This is a genomic window from Chryseobacterium sp. B21-037 (genome assembly GCF_028570785.1).
Lineage (GTDB): Bacteria > Bacteroidota > Bacteroidia > Flavobacteriales > Weeksellaceae > Chryseobacterium > Chryseobacterium proteolyticum.
In genome coordinates this window covers 3,637,630-3,655,691 of the sequence record NZ_JALGCB010000001.1, presented here as the reverse complement: position 1 = coordinate 3,655,691, position 18,062 = coordinate 3,637,630, and the positions used below count along the sequence as shown (strand labels likewise).

The window sequence follows — 18,062 nt, the reverse complement described above, 5'->3', positions numbered from 1 at the left end:
TTATAACAAGGATGTAATTGCAGTGTTTTTAATTCAAAAGAAATATCAGAATATTCTTAAAATCCTTTTAATGATAGGATTCGGTTATTTCTTTTGTCTTATGCTTCAAATTACCCTGGAATATATTCCTATAAGCCCTGAAGTAAGCTTTTTACAGATCAAACAGACGGAGGTAAGTCATAGACCTGAATATCTTTACCTCTTCTACACTCATGTTTATACCAGTATATTTGTACTGTTACTGGGCTTTTTAGCGATTCTGAGAAAAGATTTCGGTTTGAAAAGCCTACACAAAAATATAGGAAAGAGCTATATTTTTGTGGTATTATGCCTCTCTGCTCCCTCGGGAGTTTATATGGGTATATTTGCCAATGGAGGATTCCTTTCAAAATTTTCTTTTATTATTCTGGGAATCCTGTGGTGGATTACGACCTTCAAAGCCTTTAAGCTGGCAAAACAAAAAAAAATTCCTCCTCCATAAGCAATGGATGTGGAGAAGTTTTGCATTGACACTATCTGCTATTACTTTAAGAATGTGGAAAGTTATTATTGTATATTTATTTCATCCAAATCCGATGGATGTATATCAAATAATTGCCTGGCTTGGTTGGATTCCTAATATCCTTTTAATTGAGTTTTTAATCACAAAAAAAATACTATGAAAATTTTAAATTACACTCTCGTATCTCTGTTAGCAGTCGCGTTATCAAGTTGTAAAAAAGAAGCTAAAAGTGCAGGCCCCGCAATGGCAAAAAAAGACTCTGTTGTAATTCCGGAAATCCATAAAGAATACTATGGAATCTACACGGGTGATTTCGGCGGAAAGGAAAAAGTGATTGACGAATATGACGGTAATGAATATGAAGATAATATATTTAAAAAAATTTCTGTAAAAATTAACAAGATTACCAAAGACAGTGTATATGGACAAAGCATTGTAAATGGCAATCAGCGACCATTCCGTGGCATTTTTAATGAAGAAACAAAGTCTTTTGTACTGGATGAACCCGGAAATGATAAAACCGATGGAAGATTTGAAATAAAGCTCAATAATGACAGCTTAACAGGTAAATGGACAGCCTTCAATAAAACAGCAGTAAAGTCCCCTTCAAAGACGTTAAAGCTTATAAAAAAAGATTTTGTGTATAACCCTAACTTTATGCTGGACGAAAACTCTGACCTGGTAGATTGGTCGAATCCTAAAGATTTTATTGAAAAGTATACTGATGAAGAGACGGGAAAAACAGAAAGCTATACAACCTCGAAAAACAGGGTCGCTTCTGAGGCTATTTTTAAAATCAATGCTTCCAAACAGAAGTTAACAGAAAAAGATCTTAAAAACCTGAGAAAACTTGATATGGAAATCATCAAAAACTCTGTCTTTGCAAGACATGGATACTCATTTAAAAAAGAAACCTACAGAAACTTCTTTGAACATACAGACTGGTATATTCCCGTTTCGAATAATGTAGATCATGATCTATCTCCAGTAGAAAAGGAAAATGTTGCTTTATTAAACCGTTTCATCAAATATGCCGAGGATAAATACGACAGATTTGGCCGTTAAAAATAAAAGATGATAAAAAAAATATCTTAGCCTTTTTGCTTTAATTTTCTGCATGGTCTTTCTTTCTGCACAAAAAGACTCTGCTTCCACTCAGAAAAACCATTCGGTTATTTCTCCCGACGAACTTGCAGGATACAAAAACCCTGAATTTCCTGGTGGTCATCAGGCATTTGTAAGAAAGATTCAAAGCAATTTCCAAACGTCATTATTAACCAGGCTCAATATCAGTACAGCAAAAGCGGTAGCTACATTTATAGTAGAAAAAGATGGCAGCATGAGCCAGATACAAATAGAATCCTACGAAAATGAAATCATAAAAAAAGAATTCCTGAAGGCTCTTCACAGTGTACATACAAAATGGATTCCCGGAGAAAAAAATGGAGAAAAGGTCAAAATGAAAATGAAACAGCCTCTAATTTTCTGGTTGGAATGATTTATTTTCAGCTACTTTTATGATAAGATAGAGAAATAAACATCCCATCGCATAACATGTGATATCTACCCATGAAAATGAATTTCCTATAACAATATACATCAGGCTTCCTTTTTGGAAGCCTGCTTTTTCTGCAACATTAAAATACTGAGCAAATTCAATGATACATGAGAATATAAAAATTCCTGTAATAAGTTTTGTATTATCAATTGTAATGAAGCTTTTGACAAAAGTATAAAGAAGGATTACAACAATAACATCTCCCAAATAGGCCCTGACAAAGAAAACATTTTTTAATGCAGTAGCAATTATAACTTCTGTCAGAAATAGTAGAATCGTCAGAATAAGGTATTTGATATTAAATTGTAGTTTCATTTTCCTGGTTTAACAAAAGTCATTATACTGGATTAATAAAGCGGGCATGTGCCCGCTTTATTCATTTTTTATTACAAATAGGAGATTATTTTTTTACTTTTACGGTACATCCTATTGCAACCGTTTTTGTCATTTTAACAGGTTCTCCCTTTAGTAAAGCATTGACTGCATCTTGTGCGTAATACTCTGAAACATCATTGGGATTGTCGTAATTGTTATCGATCGCTCCTATATATTTAACAATATTCTTTCCATTTTCTTTTTGTAAAATAAAAACATGCGGCGTTTTAGTTGCCCCATACTGAGGATAAATTTTTTGTCCCTCATCCACTAAATAAGGAAATGTAAAGCCTTTTTGTTTAGCCCTTTCAATCATTTGCTGGTATCCGTCTTCCGGTTGTACATTCGGATCATTCGGGTTAATGGCAATTACGGGATAACCTTGTTCTTTGTATTTTTTATCCAGCGCAATAATCCTGTCTTCGTATTTCTTAGCATACGGGCAATGGTTACAGGTGAAAATAATAATAAAGCCTTTAGCACTTTTATAATCACTAAGGGAAACCATTTTGCCATCAATATTTTTCAGTTTAAAATCTGTTGCCTCATCTCCTATTTCGTATCCTTTTTCAGATGTTATAAAACTATATTTCTCTTTTACTGTGTTCTCATTATTCTTTGCGGTAAAACTCAATAAGCCGAAACCAATAATAAAAGATGTTATGATAATTTTTATGTTCTTCATAGTATTATAAATATTTAAAGTAAATTTTTATTAATAACAGACTCAAGTTCAGTTTTGCTCATTTCTCCATCATTAAAAAAGATCTTTTCGCCTCCTTTATAAAACAAAGTTACGGGAATATTTCCATCCCAGTTTTTTTCGAACCGGGGAATCCATGTATTCATTCTTTTGATATCATCCAATAAAATAACTTCAGCAGTAAGCTTTTTATTTTTGATAAACTTTAGCACTCTTTCCTTATCCGCTAATCTGTCGAGTGAAACTAAAATCATTTTAAATTTCGGATTGTCTTTATTCTTGTTATTTACTTCCATAAAATCAGGAAGTTCTTTTACACATGGAGCACAAGTCGTTGACCAAAAGTTCAGGACAAGGAACTTATCGGTTTCCTGCTGAATACGTTTTTCAAGCTCTTCATATTTCACAGAAGAAATTTCAGTCTGCTGTGCCTTTGAAATGGTAACGCCTAATGATAGGAATAAAATTTTTAAGAAATGCTTCATATTCAAAATTAATAAAAAGTTTCATTGATCAATGATTTTCAACTAGTTAATATACCTGAATTCAGGTATTTTTCATGAATTTCATTCACCAATTATGGATATATCAGAATTAAAAATGTAATTTAGTTTAGTCAAATTAAAAGTTTTTATTATGAAAAAATCAAACACTAAATCAAAAAAACTAACTAAAAAAGAGTTGAAAGAAATTAACGGTGGAAGAGTTGTCTGCCCAAGGGTAATCAGCTGCATTGACCGTCATACAGGGCAGGAACGCTATGGTGTGCCAGGAGTTCAGGATGATTATTGCTGCTAATTGGTTGTACTAATAGCTAATCAAATAATAACAAATCTACGATGACACCATTATCTGGTGTCATTTTTCACACAAAACAATGTGCTTTTAAACAAATTAAATATTATAATTATGAAAAAATCAAACATCAGAATCACAAAATTAACTAAAAAAGAGTTGAAGAAAGTTAACGGAGGTGTGGGACATGATTGCCCTGTTGTATTTAGCTGTTTTGACAGAAATACAGGGGAAGAATTAATAGGAGTTCCCGGAATACAAGATGGGTATTGTTGCTAATTGCACCATCCGAGGCAATAAAAAGTGCAGCTACAAATAGAATGATATGACATCCTATTTTAAATTTACTCAATAAGCAACTAAAAACCAATCACTTTATCTTGTCCTGTTAAAATAAAAATGTACTTTAGTTATACCAAATTAAAATTTTTTATCATGAAAAAATCAGACAATCAGAAAAGAAAATTAACAAAGAAACAACTAAAGGAAATCAATGGCGGAGCCGGTAATGACTGCCTCATAGAATGTTTTTGCTTTACTCCCGACGGCGAACCTCGTGTGGGAATTTGCAGAATGGATGGAAGCTGTTGCTAACATTATCCATATCAAAAAAAGAGAGCTAGTAAGCTCTCTTTTTTTATCCTCCAATCATTTTCTTAATTGCATTAAGCTTCATTAAAGCTTCTATTGGGGTTAGCGTATTGATATCTATTTTAGTAAGTTCTTCTCTGATATTTTCCAAAACAGGGTCGTCTAGCTGAAAAAATGATAACTGCATATTTTCATCTGTCACTCTTTTAATACTTTCCGATGAAGTTCCCTGAGTTCGGCTTGCTTCCAGGGTTTTTAGAATCTCATTAGCCCTGTTAACCACTTTCGCCGGCATTCCGGCCAGTTTTGCCACATGAATACCGAAGCTATGCTCACTTCCACCCGGAACCAGCTTTCTCAGAAAGATGATATTCCCTTTATTTTCCTGTATGGAGACATGGAAATTTTTCACCCTTTCAAAATTAACTGTCATCTCATTCAGCTCATGGTAGTGGGTTGCAAATAATGTCTTAGCCTGACTTGGATGCTGGTGCAGATATTCTGCGATAGCCCAAGCAATTGAAACCCCATCATAGGTTGATGTACCACGACCGATTTCATCCAGCAGGATCAGACTCCGTTCTGAAATATTATTAAGAATGTTAGCCGCTTCATTCATCTCAACCATAAAAGTAGATTCCCCGGCAGAAATATTGTCTGTCGCTCCTACTCTGGTAAATATCTTATCTAAAACCCCTATTTCAGCATGTTTTGCCGGCACAAAACTTCCTATTTGCGCCAGAAGACAGACGATCGCCGTCTGACGAAGAATTGCAGATTTACCCGCCATGTTTGGGCCGGTAACCATAATGATCTGTTGGGAATCCTTGTCTAAAAAGATATCATTAGGAATATATTTTTCTCCCAAAGGAAGGGCATTTTCAATAATTGGGTGTCTTGCCTCCTTCAGATCAACAATGTAGCCATCATTCAAAATAGGTTTTGTATAGCTTTCTGAAACAGCAAGCTCCGATAATCCTACCGCTACATCGAGCTGCGCAATGATATTCGAATTTTCCTGAATCTGGTCCATATAAACCATTGTTTCAGAGCACACATTCCTGTATAACTCATTTTCTAAAACACTAATCTTTTCCTCAGCTCCAAGAATCTGACTTTCATATTCTTTTAATTCTTCAGTAATGTAACGCTCTGCATTAACGAGTGTTTGCTTTCTCAACCAATCTCCTGGAACTTTATCTTTATGAGTGTTCCGGACCTCAATAAAATATCCGAAAACATTATTAAAATCTATTTTAAGGCTTGAAATCCCTGTTCTTTCTATTTCCCGTTGACACATTTCATCGAGAAAGCCCCGCCCTTTGCTTTGAAGGTTTCTAAGCCTGTCGAGTTCTTCCGAAATCCCCTCTTTAATTACTTTCCCTTTTGAAATATTTACAGGAAGTTCTTCATTGAGTCTATCCTGTAAAGACTGAATCAGTTCTCCAAGATCATAAAGCGGTTCAATCCATGCCAGCACATCAGCAAACGGATGAAGTAAGTCCTTAATTGTATGGATATTAACTAAGCTCTGACGAAGATAACCTATTTCTTTCGGGGAAATTTTTTCTGCTGCTAACTTTCCCATCAAACGATCGAGGTCGGAAATAGATTTCAGCAATTGAGAGATCTCATATTTTAATCCATCGTTCTCATTTAAGAAGTCAATAAGGGATAACCTTCTTTGAATTTCATTAACAGATTTGAGCGGAAGAATAATCCTTCTTCTTAGGAGTCGACCTCCCATTGGGGTTGAAGTCCTATCAATAATATCTAACAATGACTTTCCTTGTGGGTTGCTTGGATATACAATCTCTAGATTTCTCAATGTGAAATTATCCATCATCAGGAAATCATCTTGGGGGATCACCTTGATTTTAGTGATGTGGGCAAGTAAGTTATGATGAGTATCTTCTACAAGGTACGCAAATATAGCTCCTGCCGCTGTAATTGCCAGGGAGAGATTTTCTATACCAAATCCCTTTAATGAATTGGTTTTGAACTGCCCCGTTAACTTCTCATATGCAAAATTGTATTGAAAAGCCCAATCTTCCAGTTTGAAAGCACTTTTATTTTTCAACTGTTCAGGGATCTGAACACTTCTCTGATAGATAATTTCGCTGGGATCGAAAGTGCTTACGATATGCAAAAGCTTTTCGAGAGTTCCCTCACTTACCAAAAATTCTCCGGTAGAGATATCAACCAGTGCGATTCCAAACTTTTCCTTTTCTTTATGGATCGAAAGCAAGAAATTGTTCTTCTTGGAACTAAGTACCTGATCATTAAAAGTAACTCCCGGGGTTACCAGTTCTGTCACCCCTCTTTTTACAATACCTTTTACCATTTTAGGATCTTCCAGCTGATCGCAGATAGCCACCCTAAGTCCTGCACGAACTAGCTTAGGCAGATAAGAATCTACTGAGTGGTGTGGAAATCCTGCCAGTTCAATATGACCTTCTCCGTTCGCTCTTTTGGTAAGCACAATTCCAAGCACCTGAGAAGCACGGATTGCATCCTGTCCAAAAGTCTCATAAAAATCTCCCACTCTGAATAATAAAAGAGCATCCGGGTATTTTCCCTTGATGGTATTATACTGAGCCATTAATGGAGTCTCCTTCTTCGTTTTTGCCATAATAAAAAATGAAGGTCAAATTTAAAAAATAAATTCAGGGTTAAAAAATTGTTTCTCTATTAATCTTACGAGCTCCTCTTTTGTTTTGATTAATTTTTTATCGTACTTTTCGATAAAATTAAGTAATGGATTTTCCAATATTAGAAACAGACAGATTAATTTTACGACAACTTACCCGGAATGATGCTAAAGATTTATTTGAATATTTTTCTTTGGATATTGTGATGGAATATTATGATCTGGCAACTTTTACAGAATTGGGAGAGGCCGAAAAACTAATTGACACATTTAATAACGATTTCGAAAATAATAAGGGATTTAGATGGGCTATTGAGCTGAAAGGCGAAAATAAGGTTATAGGAACCTGTGGCTATCACAATTGGTTTCACGAACATTTTAAGGCGGAAATAGGATATGAACTGAATCCTGAATATTGGCAAAAAGCTTATATGAAAGAAGCGGTACAACCTATTTTATCTTTCGGATTCGAAAAAATGAATCTTCACCGAATAGAAGCTTTTATAGATCCTGCTAATATCTCTTCTGAAAAACTTTTGTTTTCAGCTGGTTTTCAAAAAGAAGGGACCATGCGCGATTTCTTTTTTGAAAAGGGTAAGTTTGTAGATGCTACTATTTTTGGCCTTTTAAAAGACAGAAAATAAAAGAGTATTCTACCGGCCTTTTCTCAGATGTCTTTCTAATGCTTCAGTACTTTTTTCATATGCCCATTTCTGTTTATAGTTTACCCATTTTGCTTTAAAAACTTTTCTCAAAAGCTTATCGGTATACCTCATGATAAATACATGATAAAGCATACTGGCAAAAACTTTAGGCTTGTTGGGGAGTGCGCGTAGCGATAACGAAAACCCGGGCTCAAGATACCTGTTGAAATGCCAGAATGCTCCCGGAATAAAGAGTGCATCTCCATGCTCCATGAAGATTTCATATCCTTTTGCATATTTCAAGGCTGGAAACTTTTCATAATCAGGATTTTCATAATCTACATCATAAACAGTATGAACCGATAATGGTACTTTATACAGAAAAGCAGATTGCTCCTGATCAAAAAGCAGTATCCTTTTTTTTCCTTCAAAATGAATGTGCATAAAATCTCCTAAATCCACATCATAATGCATTAAAACATGAGCCTCACTTCCTCCAAAAAATAAGGTTGGAAGTCTTTTAAAAAACTTCATTCCAAGATCAGGATAAGTAAAGTTCTTTAATAGTTCCGGAAGCCTGTCGGTAATGATATAGAAAAAAATACGAAGGTCTGAAGGTTTACTTTTAATCGTATCGATATAATCCTTCATTTTCATATGGGTAACAGGAGCATCTGAGCTTTTAGAAGCATTAGCAGGTTTGTTATCATATAACGGAACTTCCTGCTCCCCTGCTTTTTCACGAATGTAAGCAAGGTTCCACAAATCAAATGCATCCCAACGTCTTGCAAAATTTTTGATCAGAACGGGCTTCTTTTTTTGAAATAATTTTTCTGAAAATCTTCTTTACTGATATCGTTGACAACATCTACTTTTTCTAGAATCATCCATAATTGATTTAATGCGAAATAAAAGTAATGTTTTTTTGAAATTTATAAAAACTTTACCTTTCACATTTTCTTATTCTTTGAATATTATCAATTAAAAATCAGGAAAAAAGATATACCAACACGGAAATAATTCCTCCAAAAAAAATAAGAGCACATCCACCCGGCCCGTTCTGAAATTTCTTTCTGCTGTATTTATTTACATAATGTCCGCTTACCCAGGTGCCATCTCTTTTATAGTGCCCTTTTCTGTAATATCCCATTTTTAGTTTTTTTACAAAGAAAATAAGCTCGAAGAAGACCTCATTACGGGTTTCCGTAAAGAAAGTATAAAATGAAAAAAATTATCTTTGTAAGATCAACCTAATTTATGAGAGTTTATAATACAAAACATTTCCTGAAAATACTTTTCAGCCTACATAAAAGCGATACCCTAAAGATCCTATTTCCAACAATGCTATTGGTGGGAGTATATTCTTACGGAATCGAATATCTTGAGGTGGAGTATCTACATCTCACGTCAAAATCTGCGGTAAGCAATGTAGGTATGATCCATTCATTATTAGGGTTTGTACTTTCTTTACTATTGGTATTCCGGACGAATACGGCTTATGACAGATGGTGGGAAGGAAGAAAGTTATGGGGAAAACTGGTGAATGATACCCGGAATATTGCCATAAAGCTCAATTTAATCCTTGACAATGACAGACATAGTGCAGAACAGGTGGCAAGATACTTGAAGTTCTTTCCTCATTTTCTCGCCAAACACCTTTCTAAGGAATCTACAAGACTTGCATTGGATGAAGATTATTCTGAGATCGAAAAATCCCTTAAGCACCATGGCCCCAGTGAAATTGTAATATTACTCAGCCATAAATTAAATCAGCTAAAAAAGGAAGGTAAAATTACAGATGTAGAAATGGTATATCTGGACACTCAGCTTTCAGGGTTTCTGGATATTTGCGGAGGTTGCGAAAGAATCAAAAATACACCTATTCCCTATTCTTATTCGTCTTTTGTAAAGAAATTCATCATCTTATATGTATTGGCTTTGCCTGTAGCATATGTTATCAGCATTGGTTTATTTATGATTCCTTTGACTGTATTCGTCTATTATGTCTTAATGAGTCTGGAACTTATTGCCGAAGAAATTGAGGACCCTTTCAATAATGATGAAAATGATATTCCGATGGAAACCATTGCTCAGAATATTGAAAAAAATGTCCATCAGATCATGGGATTAAAAAATAAAATCAACCTTTAGAGGTTGATTTCTTTTAGTTCTCCATCTTGCTTGATTTCTACAAATTTACTTTCGCGATTTGCCGACGAATAGTTATAGAAAAAAGTCTGGTATATAGGTGTTGAATAAAGGTATCCTCCGTAAGCATTATAAGCATCCGACTGTCCTGTTTGCTGCTGATAACTTGCCGTTGCAGTAAAATTCACAATCGTCTCGAGATAATAATTACCCGGTTTTAATTTTTCAAATTTAAATCTGCCATGATCATCAGTCAGAGCTTCTATTCTGTATTTAAAAGCTTCATCAGACATGTAAACGGTTGTTTTCTTATTCTCATACTTTTTCCTCATCTTATAAAATTCTTCAAAATAAGGAGTTACAGGAAAAAGCATAACAACGGTTCCTTTTGGTGCATAATGTTTTTCCCCCAGTAAAGGTTTGATTCCCCAGTTGTTTTTTTGTTTGGTAGACGCCACTCCTTCAATGGTAGAATTTCCAAAACCGATCATGTTTTGAGCCAGTTTTTTATCAAAGAAGGCCTGTGGATAATATGTATTCTGAGCTTTTGATAGTATAAAAGCAGAGGTTAGCATCCCGAATACAAGTAAATTTTTCATGTCATATTTTTTAATCAAATATAACTATTTTACTATTTTTGAAATAAAAAAATCTATGAAATACATTTTTCTTTTATTATTTTCTGCATCTTCTTTGGCAATAGCACAAAAACCATGTGGATTTAAAGACGGACTACAGGAAGGAACCTGTAAACAGTTTTTTGAAAACGGGCAGGTCAAAGAAATCGCTGAATGGAAAAAGGGAAAACTGGATGGTGATGCAATCTTTTACTATGAAAATGGAAAAGTTCAGGCAAAAGGAGAATACAAAAAGGATTACAAAATAAAAGAATGGGCATACTACGATAAAAATGGTATCCTGACTTCTAAAGAGGTTTTCAGAAACGGAGAAAAAAATGTCTATGACAATGCTTCTACCGGTACGTTTTATTCACCTTCCGGCACCATCACCGAAATTTCAAATTATAAGTTCGGAAAGCTGAATGGTGAAAGCAAGGTTTTTTACGAGAACGGAAAATCGGTGAAACAAATTGGCTACTACGAAAACGGGATAGCCACAGGAAAATGGAAAATGCTTTATCCATCTGGAAAAGTTCAGCGTGAAACAGAGTTCGCCAACGATAAATGGAACGGAACACGCGTTCATTACCGTGAAGACGGAAGCATTGAAAAAACAGAAATATATAAAGACGGAAAATTAATCTCTACAAAATAATATAATTGGTACATAAATTAAAACTGGAAGAACTCAACAGAATAGATGTTGAAACATTTAAAAAGGTTGAGAAAATTCCTTTGATCGTCATTTTGGATAATGTAAGAAGTATGCACAATGTAGGAGCCACGTTCCGAACAGCCGATGCTTTTTTGATCGAAAAAATAATTCTTTGTGGTATTACTCCGCAACCACCCCACCGTGAAATTCACAAAGCAGCTTTAGGAGCTACAGAAAGTGTAGACTGGGCATATGAAAATGATATCAACACAGCAATCAGAGATTTAAAAAGTCAGGGGTTTGAAATTATTGGCATAGAGCAAACCAGTAATAGTACTATGATCACAGATTTTACCATCGATAAGACTAAAAAATATGCCTTGATACTGGGTAATGAGGTAGAAGGAATAAGTGATGAAGCTTTGGAAAACATTGATGTATTCCTGGAAATTCCTCAACTAGGAACAAAACATTCATTGAATGTAAGTGTATGCGGAGGGCTCGTTATGTGGGAGTTTACAAAGGCTTTAAAATAAAAAACTGCATATGTCCAATAGACAGTGCAGTTTGAAATAAATCTAATAAAAAGTAAAAATGAAAGGCGACAAAGATACTTTATTTTTATTTACAAACAAATTTTTGGCCCGGATTTTTCATTTTCACGAAAAAAAAAACGAATATTACAAAACAGTTTCGTTTAATTTTTTATAAATTAGCACAATGTTTATCAAGGACTATATCTCAAAGGATTTCCCATGTTTTAGCCTGACTGACTCAATAGAATCAGCAAGAAGTACATTAGAAGACTTTGGATATACTCATGTTTTCATTAAAAAATCCCATCACTTTTACGGAGCTATTGCCAGAGAGTTTCTTTATGACGCTGAAGGAACATTAAAAGATCTGGAGCACCAGGTTGAACGATTTGCTATTCTTGAGGATAACAATATCATGGACAGCATTCGTTTATTTTATACCTTCAATTCGAATGTAATTCCGGTCATCAATAAAGCAGAAAAATATTTAGGATATATCATGTGTGAAGATGTCTTTCAGGATTTATCACGCTATCCTTTGTTTTCTGAATCAGGAGCTATACTTACTGTAGAAGCTCCCGCACGAAAATATTCCATGACAGAAATTGCCAATATTGTGGAAAGCAACAATTCTAAATTCTACGGTGGATTTATCAGCTTTATGTCGGAAGAAGTGGTTCGGGTAACCATAAAGATCAGCAATGAAAATCTTGCATCTATTGATGCCACGTTCGACCGGTATGATTATAGAATTGTTGAAAAATTCTACTCTGATGAAAAAACAGACCTGTTTAAAGACAGATTTGGTTTTTTCCAAAAATTTATAGAAATATAACATGAAGGCAGCTATATATTCTCAAAAAAAAGATCTTGATACTTTTTTATATTTAAGCAAATTCGTTTCAGAGCTTGAGAGCAGGGGCGTAAAATCTGTTTTATACGATGAAATGGCTGAAGCCCTTCAGTTTTCAAAAATTTTCGAAACCTTTAATAATAAACAGGATCTTGTAGAGAAAGAAGTTGATCTTTTTTTCACATTCGGAGGAGACGGAACGATAGTCAACTCTTTAACCTTTATTGAAGATCTTGAAATTCCTATTGTCGGAGTAAATACAGGAAGGTTGGGTTTTTTAGCCAGCTTTACCAAGGAAGAAGCATTCAAAGAACTTGACGCAATTCTGAAAGGAGATGTAAAAACCAGCCGACGCTCTGTGATCGAAGTGGTTTCCCCAAGATCTGAAGAATTTTTTCCATACGCTTTGAATGACGTCACCGTTTCAAGAAAAGAAACAACGTCCATGATCACCGTAGATTCATTTATCAATGATGAATTTCTGAATGTATTCTGGGGAGATGGTGTTATTGTCTCCACTCCTACAGGTTCTACAGCCTACTCATTGAGTTGTGGGGGGCCTATTATTTCTCCTAATAACGAAAACTTTGTCATAACTCCTATTGCGCCACATAATCTGAATGTAAGGCCATTGGTAGTGAATGACCGTGTTGAGATAAAATTCAAGGTAGAAAGCAGGGTATCCCAATATTCTCTTTCTCTTGATTCAAGACTAATACATATAGAGACTGATCAGGAAGTCGTTATAAAAAAGGCTGATTTCCAGATTCTTTTGGTTCAGCCTAATAATTTAAGTTTCTATGAAACAATCCGCCAGAAACTACTTTGGGGGCGGGACAAAAGAAATTAGCATTTAAGCAAATTTTATTACCTTTACAACAACTTTACAAACACCTAATAATTTATTTAAAAAGTAAAACATGAGCAGAATTTTTCCGGCAGGAGTTGCCACAGGTCAATTGGTTACTGATATTTTTCAGTATGCTAAAGAAAATAAATTTGCGTTACCAGCTGTAAACGTTATCGGTTCCAGCAACGTAAATGCTGTTATGGAAACTGCAGCAAAACTAAACTCTCCTGTTATTATTCAGTTTTCAAATGGTGGAGCTGCGTTCAACGCAGGAAAAGGATTAAGCAACGACGGACAAAAGTCTGCTATTTTAGGAGCAATTGCCGGTGCTAGACATATTCACACTTTGGCAGAAGCTTATGGAGCTACTGTAATCTTACATACAGACCACTGCGCAAAAAAACTATTGCCTTGGATTGACGGTTTAATGGATGCTAATGAAGAGTATTTCAGACTAACAGGAAAATCTCTTTATTCTTCCCATATGCTGGACCTTTCTGAGGAGCCTTTAGAAGAAAACATTGAAATTTCTGCTAAATATTTCGAAAGAATGGCAAAAATGCAGATGACTCTGGAAGTTGAAATCGGTGTTACAGGAGGAGAAGAAGATGGTGTTGATAACTCTGATGTAGATAATGCAAAATTATATACGCAACCGGAAGATGTAGCTTACACATACGAAAAACTAAAGGCTGTTTCTGATAACTTTACTATTGCTGCGGCATTCGGTAACGTACATGGAGTTTACAAGCCTGGAAATGTTGTTCTTACACCAAAAATTCTGGATAATTCTCAGAAATTTGTTCAGGAAAAATTCGGAACCGCTGCAAAACCGGTCAACTTTGTATTCCACGGAGGTTCTGGTTCTACTTTAGAAGAAATCAGAGAAGCAATTGATTACGGTGTGATCAAAATGAATATTGACACTGATCTTCAGTTCGCTTATACAGAAGGTGTTAGAGATTATATGGTTAACAATATCGATTATTTAAGATCTCAAATCGGAAACCCTGAGGGAGAAGAAAAACCTAACAAAAAATTCTATGACCCAAGAGTTTGGGTAAGAAAAGGTGAAGAAACGTTCTCCACAAGATTGGTTAAAGCTTTTGAAGATTTAAATAACGTAAATACTTTAAAATAAGAACTGTACATTTGTATTAGTGTAAAACGTATTCATACATTTGCACTAATACATTTTACATTTATACATTAATACAAACAAAAATGGCATTCGACTGGTTTAAAAGAAAAGCAAAAAACATTACCACTTCTACTGATGAAAAAAAGGATGTTCCTAAGGGCCTTTGGCACCAAACTCCATCAGGAAAAATAGTGGAACACGAAGAGCTAAGGAAAAACAATTATGTTTCTCCTGAAGATGGATTTCATGTAAGAATAGGAAGTGCAGAATTTTTTGATATCCTTTTTGATGAAGGTAAATTCACTGAACTAGATGCTAATGTTGAAAGTATAGACATCCTAAACTTCAAAGATACAAAACCGTATGTTGATCGTCTGAAAGAAGTAAAAGCAAAAACAAAACTTACAGACTCTATCAGAAATGCTGTAGGAACAGTGAAAGGCACTGAAATGGTGGTTTCTTGTATGGACTTTGCTTTCATCGGAGGATCTCTGGGATCTGTAATGGGAGAAAAGATAAGAAGAGCTGTAGATTATTGTATCGCACATAAACTTCCCTATATGATCATTTGTCAGTCCGGAGGAGCAAGAATGCAGGAAGCAACTTATTCTTTGATGCAGTTGGCAAAAGTACAGGCTAAATTAGCACAGCTTTCAGAAGCGGGCTTACTGTATATTGCTTATTTATGTGATCCTACTTTTGGAGGAATTACTGCATCTTTTGCAATGACAGCAGATATCATTATGGCTGAACCTGGAGCTCTGATCGGTTTTGCAGGACCAAGGGTAATTCGCGAAACAATCGGTAGAGATTTACCGGAAGGCTTCCAGACATCTGAATTCCTTCAGGAAAAAGGATTTGTAGACTTTATTGTGAAGAGAACAGAAATTAAAGATGTGGTCTCTAAAACAGTAAATTTATTAGCAACACATGCTTAAAAATTTGTAACAAATACGATATAATCTCTCTCTGATTAGGGAGAGATTTTTATTTATGAGAACCTTCAGAATATTTTTCAATACCATTCGGGCCATGAGTTTTAAAAAGATTCTCCGTCTTTTATCTCTTGTTCTGCCACATCCTTTATTTTCCCTATTGAGTTTTTATGCGACTGTTAAAGCCTTCACCATTGCACAGGCTCGTTTTCCTGAAACAGCTTCAAATAATGGAATTGGCAATGCCTTCAGACATGCATTATGGTGTTGTTTTATCTTGATGTATTGTTCCAAGATCTCCTCACCTCAAAAAGCTCTTGATTTCTGCAAAAAAGTAACAGATTTACACGAAGAATTATTTCCAAATAAACCTTTGGAAACCAAGATGGACCTTCATAATAATAAGATCGGAATGGATTATTTTATGGAAATTCTTCCTGGTATTCACCGGCAGTTTTTTGAAAAAAGTTTTTTTATAGATGCTTTGGTTAAAAAGATGGACGACGCAAAAGTCCTTAAAAACCTCGATGACCATTTTGAGGGCCATCTTGTATATCTTGAAGAATAAGCCGGTTTAACTAAAAAAAACATTGGCCCCTTTGTGTCCTTTGTAGTTTAAAGTATTTTTGATAAGTTTAAACAATTAATTCAATCAAATGGTTTTAAGCAGAATTTGGTCCGCTTTTATTATCGTTGCTATCGCCATTGCAGGCATAAAATATATCTCTTCAAGTCATTATAATACCATTTTCAATGATATGGTAGTAGGAAAAGCAGGAGATACAGTACAGATCGCATCGAAAAAAATGAATACGCTTTCTCCCATTATCAGGGACAGCCTTACGAAGAAACCTGATTTTGCAGAAGACAGGATTCATTATAAAACAGACTCATTACAACAAAACGTAAAGGTATATCGTGTTCAGGAAGCTGACGGGGTCATTGGGACGGCAGAAACTGCAGTTAAAATATGCATTGGGCTAATAGGCATCATGACTCTTTTTATGGGTTTTATGAGTATTGCGGAAAAAGCAGGTGGAATCAATTTGCTCAGTCGGCTTATTCAGCCTTTCTTTTCAAAACTTTTCCCGGAAATTCCTAAAAACCATCCTGCTTTCGGCCATATGCTAATGAATTTTAGTGCGAACCTGCTGGGACTTGACAACGCAGCCACTCCTTTCGGGCTTAAGGCCATGGAAAGCTTACAGACCTTAAACCCCAATAAAGACACCGCCAGTAATTCCCAGATCATGTTTCTGTGTCTTCATGCTGGTGGAATGACGCTGATCCCGGTTTCTATCATTGCTATAAGAGCCTCCATGGGCTCAAAGACGCCAACGGATATCTTTCTTCCATGTATGATTGCTACTTTTACCGCAACACTGGCAGCAATGATCATCGTTTCTCTTTACCAGAAGATCAATCTGCTTCGTCCAATCGTAATTGCATATGTCGGTGGAATTTCAGCAATTATAGGTTTTTTGGTTTTATACCTTGTCCGGTTGAGTAAAGATGAGCTGGATACATTCAGCAAGGTTCTAAGTAACGGCCTTATTTTGTTTATTTTCTTAGCGATCGTGCTTGGAGCAGTTTATAAAAAAATCAATGTATTTGATGCCTTTATTGATGGCGCAAAAGAAGGATTTACAACTTGTGTTAAGATTATCCCCTATTTAGTTGGAATGTTGATCGCTATTTCTCTTCTCCGGACCTCGGGGGTTTTCGATGTGATCATAGATGGAATGAAATGGGTTGCCAATGCAGCCAGTTTAGATGCAAGATTTGTGGACGGATTACCCACAGCTTTAATAAAACCTCTTTCAGGGTCGGGAGCACGCGGAATGATGGTTGACACCATGTCCACATTCGGAGCAGATAGTTTTCAGGGAAAATTAGCAGCAGTTCTGCAAGGAAGTTCAGATACGACGTTTTATGTAATTGCGGTCTATTTCGGGGCCGTAGCGGTTAAAAACACAAGATATGCGGTAATTGCAATGCTTCTGGCCGATTTAGTAGGTGTTATCACTTCAATTGCGCTGGCTTATTTATTTTTTGCGTAATATATCATTTTATAACCATTCAATAACCAAACAAACAAGCAACCAGAATATGATTACAGATAAAGAATTTACATTACGCCTGATCCGTCAACTGACACAGGCCCTGGAAAAACTTATTTTAGACAAGCCTGAAGAAAGTTTGATGCAAAAAGAATTGGATTTTGATTCTCTGATGAAGGATATTTTTAAAATAGATTTTACGGCAATCTCTTCTAAGACAAAAGAAGAAATCATAGAAATCGTGAATGAAAGACAGGAAAGGGATCATAAAGACTATTATGAAATGCTTGGAAACCTTTTTTATTTTAAAGGAAAGGAAACAGAAAACCGCGATTTTCAGGATAAAGCAAAAACCTTTTATGAACTGTATCTTCAGACAAGTGGAATCTTTGCCCTTCCTATAATCAACAGAATTAATGAAATAAAAAAAGCACTTGAATAAAGTG

At 35.3% G+C, this 18,062-nt stretch carries 25 protein-coding genes; 18 read left to right on the top strand and 7 right to left on the bottom strand.

Features of this window, described 5'->3' with window-relative positions; genetic code table 11:
* Positions 1-70 precede the first annotated feature (70 nt).
* From MTQ00_RS16330 to MTQ00_RS16315, 4 genes are read left to right on the top strand one after another with little or no spacing between them, the layout of a single operon-like run.
* A complete protein-coding gene (locus tag MTQ00_RS16330; protein ID WP_273650310.1) occupies positions 71-481 on the top strand; it encodes a DUF2306 domain-containing protein in 411 nt (136 codons plus the stop codon).
* Positions 372-662 (top strand): DUF2306 domain-containing protein, encoded by a 291-nt coding sequence (locus MTQ00_RS22285; protein ID WP_337249970.1) that lies wholly within the window; start codon positions 372-374, stop codon positions 660-662. Before MTQ00_RS16330 ends, MTQ00_RS22285 begins: the two co-directional genes overlap by 110 nt.
* Positions 659-1,567 carry a YARHG domain-containing protein gene (locus MTQ00_RS16320; protein ID WP_273650308.1) on the top strand — a complete coding sequence of 303 codons (909 nt, stop codon included), beginning with the start codon at positions 659-661 and terminating at the stop codon, positions 1,565-1,567. The genes MTQ00_RS22285 and MTQ00_RS16320 overlap by 4 nt, the downstream gene beginning before the upstream one ends.
* Positions 1,568-1,619: 52 nt before the next feature.
* Positions 1,620-2,000 carry a hypothetical protein gene (locus MTQ00_RS16315; RefSeq protein ID WP_273650307.1) on the top strand — a complete coding sequence of 127 codons (381 nt, stop codon included), beginning with the start codon at positions 1,620-1,622 and terminating at the stop codon, positions 1,998-2,000.
* Here the strand turns inward: MTQ00_RS16315 and MTQ00_RS16310 are convergent.
* The 3 genes from MTQ00_RS16310 to MTQ00_RS16300 form a co-directional block, all read right to left on the bottom strand.
* A complete protein-coding gene (locus MTQ00_RS16310; protein ID WP_273650306.1) occupies positions 1,980-2,375 on the bottom strand; it encodes a ribosomal maturation YjgA family protein in 396 nt (131 codons plus the stop codon). The two genes, MTQ00_RS16315 and MTQ00_RS16310, sit on opposite strands and share 21 nt — an antisense overlap.
* Positions 2,376-2,460: 85 nt before the next feature.
* A complete protein-coding gene (locus tag MTQ00_RS16305) occupies positions 2,461-3,120 on the bottom strand; it encodes a thioredoxin family protein (protein WP_273650305.1) in 660 nt (219 codons plus the stop codon).
* A 14-nt stretch (positions 3,121-3,134) separates the two neighbouring features.
* Positions 3,135-3,623 (bottom strand): TlpA family protein disulfide reductase, encoded by a 489-nt coding sequence (locus tag MTQ00_RS16300; RefSeq protein WP_273650304.1) that lies wholly within the window; start codon positions 3,621-3,623, stop codon positions 3,135-3,137.
* A gap of 151 nt (positions 3,624-3,774) precedes the next feature.
* Here MTQ00_RS16300 and MTQ00_RS16295 point away from each other — a divergent pair, with 151 nt between their 5' ends.
* From MTQ00_RS16295 to MTQ00_RS16285, 3 genes are all read left to right on the top strand, one after another.
* Positions 3,775-3,936, top strand: coding sequence for a bacteriocin (locus tag MTQ00_RS16295; RefSeq protein ID WP_172281848.1), 162 nt, complete (start codon positions 3,775-3,777; stop codon positions 3,934-3,936).
* 111 nt (positions 3,937-4,047) lie between these two features.
* Positions 4,048-4,212, top strand: a complete 165-nt coding sequence (locus tag MTQ00_RS16290) for a bacteriocin (RefSeq protein WP_172281846.1) — start codon at positions 4,048-4,050, stop codon at positions 4,210-4,212.
* A gap of 156 nt (positions 4,213-4,368) precedes the next feature.
* Positions 4,369-4,527: a hypothetical protein gene (locus tag MTQ00_RS16285; protein WP_172281844.1), complete on the top strand. Its 159-nt coding sequence runs from the start codon at positions 4,369-4,371 to the stop codon at positions 4,525-4,527.
* A gap of 43 nt (positions 4,528-4,570) precedes the next feature.
* Here MTQ00_RS16285 and mutS read toward each other — a convergent pair whose 3' ends face one another.
* Positions 4,571-7,156, bottom strand: coding sequence for a DNA mismatch repair protein MutS (gene mutS, locus MTQ00_RS16280; protein WP_273650303.1), 2,586 nt, complete (start codon positions 7,154-7,156; stop codon positions 4,571-4,573).
* A gap of 125 nt (positions 7,157-7,281) precedes the next feature.
* Between mutS and MTQ00_RS16275 the strand changes: the two genes are divergently transcribed.
* The gene (locus MTQ00_RS16275) at positions 7,282-7,818 is read left to right on the top strand and encodes a GNAT family N-acetyltransferase (protein WP_273650302.1); all 537 of its coding nucleotides are present in this window, start codon (positions 7,282-7,284) and stop codon (positions 7,816-7,818) included.
* Between the two features lie 9 nt (positions 7,819-7,827).
* Here MTQ00_RS16275 and MTQ00_RS16270 read toward each other — a convergent pair whose 3' ends face one another.
* Positions 7,828-8,619, bottom strand: coding sequence for a cupin-like domain-containing protein (locus MTQ00_RS16270; RefSeq protein WP_273651069.1), 792 nt, complete (start codon positions 8,617-8,619; stop codon positions 7,828-7,830).
* A 187-nt stretch (positions 8,620-8,806) separates the two neighbouring features.
* Positions 8,807-8,968 (bottom strand): hypothetical protein, encoded by a 162-nt coding sequence (locus MTQ00_RS16265; protein ID WP_273650301.1) that lies wholly within the window; start codon positions 8,966-8,968, stop codon positions 8,807-8,809.
* A gap of 107 nt (positions 8,969-9,075) precedes the next feature.
* On the opposite strand from MTQ00_RS16265, the gene MTQ00_RS16260 reads away from it, so the two are divergent.
* Positions 9,076-9,969 carry a bestrophin family protein gene (locus tag MTQ00_RS16260; protein WP_172281834.1) on the top strand — a complete coding sequence of 298 codons (894 nt, stop codon included), beginning with the start codon at positions 9,076-9,078 and terminating at the stop codon, positions 9,967-9,969.
* Here the strand turns inward: MTQ00_RS16260 and MTQ00_RS16255 are convergent.
* Entirely contained in the window at positions 9,966-10,565 is a 600-nt protein-coding gene (locus MTQ00_RS16255; protein ID WP_172281832.1) for a hypothetical protein, read from the bottom strand. The two genes, MTQ00_RS16260 and MTQ00_RS16255, sit on opposite strands and share 4 nt — an antisense overlap.
* 55 nt (positions 10,566-10,620) lie before the next feature.
* Here MTQ00_RS16255 and MTQ00_RS16250 point away from each other — a divergent pair, with 55 nt between their 5' ends.
* From MTQ00_RS16250 to MTQ00_RS16210, 9 genes are all read left to right on the top strand, one after another.
* Positions 10,621-11,241 (top strand): toxin-antitoxin system YwqK family antitoxin, encoded by a 621-nt coding sequence (locus MTQ00_RS16250; protein WP_172281830.1) that lies wholly within the window; start codon positions 10,621-10,623, stop codon positions 11,239-11,241.
* Positions 11,242-11,246: 5 nt separating this feature from the next.
* Entirely contained in the window at positions 11,247-11,777 is a 531-nt protein-coding gene (locus MTQ00_RS16245) for an RNA methyltransferase (RefSeq protein WP_172281828.1), read from the top strand.
* Positions 11,778-11,961: 184 nt separating this feature from the next.
* Positions 11,962-12,612 carry a CBS domain-containing protein gene (locus tag MTQ00_RS16240; RefSeq protein WP_273650300.1) on the top strand — a complete coding sequence of 217 codons (651 nt, stop codon included), beginning with the start codon at positions 11,962-11,964 and terminating at the stop codon, positions 12,610-12,612.
* Between the two features lies 1 nt (position 12,613).
* Complete coding sequence (locus MTQ00_RS16235) at positions 12,614-13,480, top strand: NAD kinase (RefSeq protein WP_273650299.1); 867 nt, start codon at positions 12,614-12,616, stop codon at positions 13,478-13,480.
* A 70-nt stretch (positions 13,481-13,550) separates the two neighbouring features.
* The gene (fbaA, locus tag MTQ00_RS16230) at positions 13,551-14,621 is read left to right on the top strand and encodes a class II fructose-bisphosphate aldolase (RefSeq protein WP_172281822.1); all 1,071 of its coding nucleotides are present in this window, start codon (positions 13,551-13,553) and stop codon (positions 14,619-14,621) included.
* An 83-nt stretch (positions 14,622-14,704) separates the two neighbouring features.
* Positions 14,705-15,559, top strand: coding sequence for an acetyl-CoA carboxylase, carboxyltransferase subunit beta (accD, locus tag MTQ00_RS16225; protein WP_172281820.1), 855 nt, complete (start codon positions 14,705-14,707; stop codon positions 15,557-15,559).
* Positions 15,560-15,614: 55 nt separating this feature from the next.
* Positions 15,615-16,124, top strand: a complete 510-nt coding sequence (locus MTQ00_RS16220) for a DUF6973 domain-containing protein (RefSeq protein ID WP_273650298.1) — start codon at positions 15,615-15,617, stop codon at positions 16,122-16,124.
* 88 nt (positions 16,125-16,212) lie between these two features.
* Positions 16,213-17,616 carry a nucleoside recognition domain-containing protein gene (locus tag MTQ00_RS16215; RefSeq protein WP_273650297.1) on the top strand — a complete coding sequence of 468 codons (1,404 nt, stop codon included), beginning with the start codon at positions 16,213-16,215 and terminating at the stop codon, positions 17,614-17,616.
* Between the two features lie 49 nt (positions 17,617-17,665).
* A complete protein-coding gene (locus tag MTQ00_RS16210; RefSeq protein WP_172281814.1) occupies positions 17,666-18,058 on the top strand; it encodes a hypothetical protein in 393 nt (130 codons plus the stop codon).
* Positions 18,059-18,062: the final 4 nt, after the last annotated feature.